Source organism: Autumnicola edwardsiae (genome assembly GCF_031846505.1).
Taxonomy (GTDB): domain Bacteria; phylum Bacteroidota; class Bacteroidia; order Flavobacteriales; family Flavobacteriaceae; genus Autumnicola; species Autumnicola edwardsiae.
On the sequence record NZ_JAVRHP010000192.1, the window covers coordinates 1 to 2,596 of the forward strand.

The 2,596-nt window shown below is 37.3% G+C and carries 3 protein-coding genes; all 3 read left to right on the forward strand.

From position 1 onward, the window contains the following. Nucleotides 1-1,460, forward strand: a 1,460-nt coding sequence (locus RM529_RS16805) for a DUF4301 family protein (protein WP_311485907.1), incomplete at its 5' end; no start/stop codon positions are given. Nucleotides 1,461-1,465: 5 nt separating this feature from the next. Beyond that, nucleotides 1,466-1,867: an alternative ribosome rescue aminoacyl-tRNA hydrolase ArfB gene (gene arfB / locus RM529_RS16810; RefSeq protein ID WP_311485909.1), complete on the forward strand. Its 402-nt coding sequence runs from the start codon at nt 1,466-1,468 to the stop codon at nt 1,865-1,867. Between the two features lie 464 nt (nt 1,868-2,331). Further along, nucleotides 2,332-2,596, forward strand: a 265-nt coding sequence (locus tag RM529_RS16815) for a hypothetical protein (protein WP_311485911.1), incomplete at its 3' end; no start/stop codon positions are given.

A 2,596-nucleotide genomic window follows, 5' to 3' on the forward strand; every position in this document is an offset into this window, starting at 1 on the left:
ATGTTAATGTAGATATTAGCGAAGCCGCAACTGCCGGGAAAGGGATCTTTGCCTTTTCTGAAGAAGAAAAACAGGAATTTATTTCTCTGTATGACTCTAAAAAGGGAGAACTGGACGTGATAAAATTTGTACCGGCCTCGGGAGCTGCTACAAGAATGTTTAAGGCCTTGCACAATTTTGTAGACGAATTCGATCCGGGAAAAGAAGGTTTACGTGCTTATCTGGACAGAAAGGACAGTGAGAACCTTCAAATGTTTTTTGAAAAAATAGACGAGCTTCCGTTTTACAGCCTTGCCCTGGATTATGCACGAAGAAACACCCAAAATTTTGACGAGCTTTCTAATGATGAACAATATCTTGCTATTGTAAAGAATATGCTCTTTGAGGAAGGTCTGGATTTGAGCAATTATCCAAAAGGCCTGGTTCCTTTTCATAAATATAAATCAGGGCTTAGAACAGCTTTTGAGGAGCATTTAATCGAGGCAGCTGAGTATATTGCTGTTAACGGAATTGCCAAAATTCATTTTACTATTTCTGAAGATCATCAGGATAAGTTCAAGAGGGAATTTGAAAATATAAGGGAGAGAGCTGAAGAAAAAACAGGAGTAACATTTGAAGTTTCTTATTCTTTCCAGGATCCAAAGACCGATACCATAGCTGTAGATGATAAAAATGAGCCCTTCCGTACAGAGGAAGATGAATTATTCTTTCGTCCCGGAGGTCACGGCGCCCTTATAGACAATCTCAATAAGCAACAGGCAGATCTTGCTTTTCTTAAGAATATTGACAATGTGGTGACTGAAGATAATATTTCTGAAGTAGTTCATTACAAGAAAATGCTTGGGGGGAAATTGCTGAAACTTCAGGAAAAATGCTTCAGCTTCCTTAAAAAACTGGATTCCGGAAATCTTTCAGAAAATGAAATTACAGAAATTTCAGAATTTCTTCAAAATGAACTTTTCCGAAGTCTCGAAGGAAAATTTAATAATCTTTCTTCCGAAGAAAAAATTCAGTACCTGAAGGAAAAAATTAACCGTCCGCTTCGGGTTGGCGGCATGGTTAAAAACGAAGGTGAACCCGGAGGAGGCCCTTTTCTTGTAAGGGACGAAAATGGGGAAATTTCATTGCAGATCATTGAAGGTGCACAAATAGACCAGGATAATCCAGAGCAAGTGAAAACAGCACAGGAAGCCACACATTTTAATCCGGTAGACATCGTATGCGGATTAAAAAATTATAAAGGAGAAGCTTTTGATCTCAATCAATATGTAGATCCCAAAACCAGTTTTATTGCAGACAAGACCAAAGATGGAAAGCCTTTAAAAGCCCTGGAGCGTCCCGGTTTGTGGAATGGCGCCATGGCAAAATGGAATACCGTTTTTGTTGAGGTTCCCGTTTCTACATTTAATCCTGTAAAGAGTGTTGCAGATTTGCTTAAAAAGTCACACCAGGTAAATTAAATTTAGTGGACCAGGAGCAGTTACTAAAAGAGTTGAATTTTAAAGCAGTAAAAAGTTCTGGTCCGGGAGGGCAGCACGTGAACAAAACTGCGTCTAAGGTAGAACTTCAGTTTGATGTTTGGGAGTCATCTGGAATTTCAGAAGAGGAAAAAATCAGAGTATTAAAGAAGCTGAAATCGCGTCTTACAAAAGAGAATATTTTGATTCTGCAGAGTGATGAATCCCGGAGTCAACATAAAAATAAAGAATTGGTTTCCCAGCGTTTTCTAATTATCCTTAAAAATGCGTTGAAAAAACCGAAGATTAGAAAAAAGACCAGACCTTCAAAAGCTTCAAAAATGAAGCGTTTAAAGAAAAAGAAGATTAATTCTGAAAAAAAGGCGTACAGGAAAAATCCTCTAAAATAAAAAAAGCGGGAATATTTTCCACATATATGGGGAACGAGAGCCACAGTTCTACAGTACGTTTATCCCAGCACCACTGCTTTCAAAATTGAAATGTCCCTTATAACAAGGGATTTAAAGAAAAGGTGGCTAAGCATCGCAGATGGTATAATCTTTTCATTCTCCTTATTAGGTTAGATAGATAAATTGATTTAATTAATTTGAACAAGAAATTTGTTAAATTATTTAGATTTTCGGATTAGAAAGAGGCTTCAAAAGAGCCTCTTTTTATTTGCAGGAGCTCATGGATGTGTAGCTTTTTCTACATAATGTTTTGTTAATCCTCAGGCGGTTCTACGTTTTACAGCAAATCAAGTTGGAAGATTTTTTTTAAAGTACTGGATTTCAACTAATTGAGGTATATGGCTTAAATGTGGTATAATTTTTACACTACAACTAGTATAATAACAAATAAAAAGTCTAGAATTATGAAAAAGCTAGGATTAAGTTTAATTGCGGCCGCAGCATTTTTAATTTCGGCAAATAATGTACAGGCCCAGACTATGGAAGCGGAAGATACGGTGGGAATTGAGCAGGAGCAGCAAAATGACAATTATCAGAAGATAGAAGTAATGGCGTTGCCGCAAGCTGTAAAAGTAGCTGTTATGAAGGACTTTGAAGGCGCAACTGCAGAAGAGGCATGGGTTAAGACAAACGTCGAGGGTAAGAAAGTATATAAGATAGCCATTAATG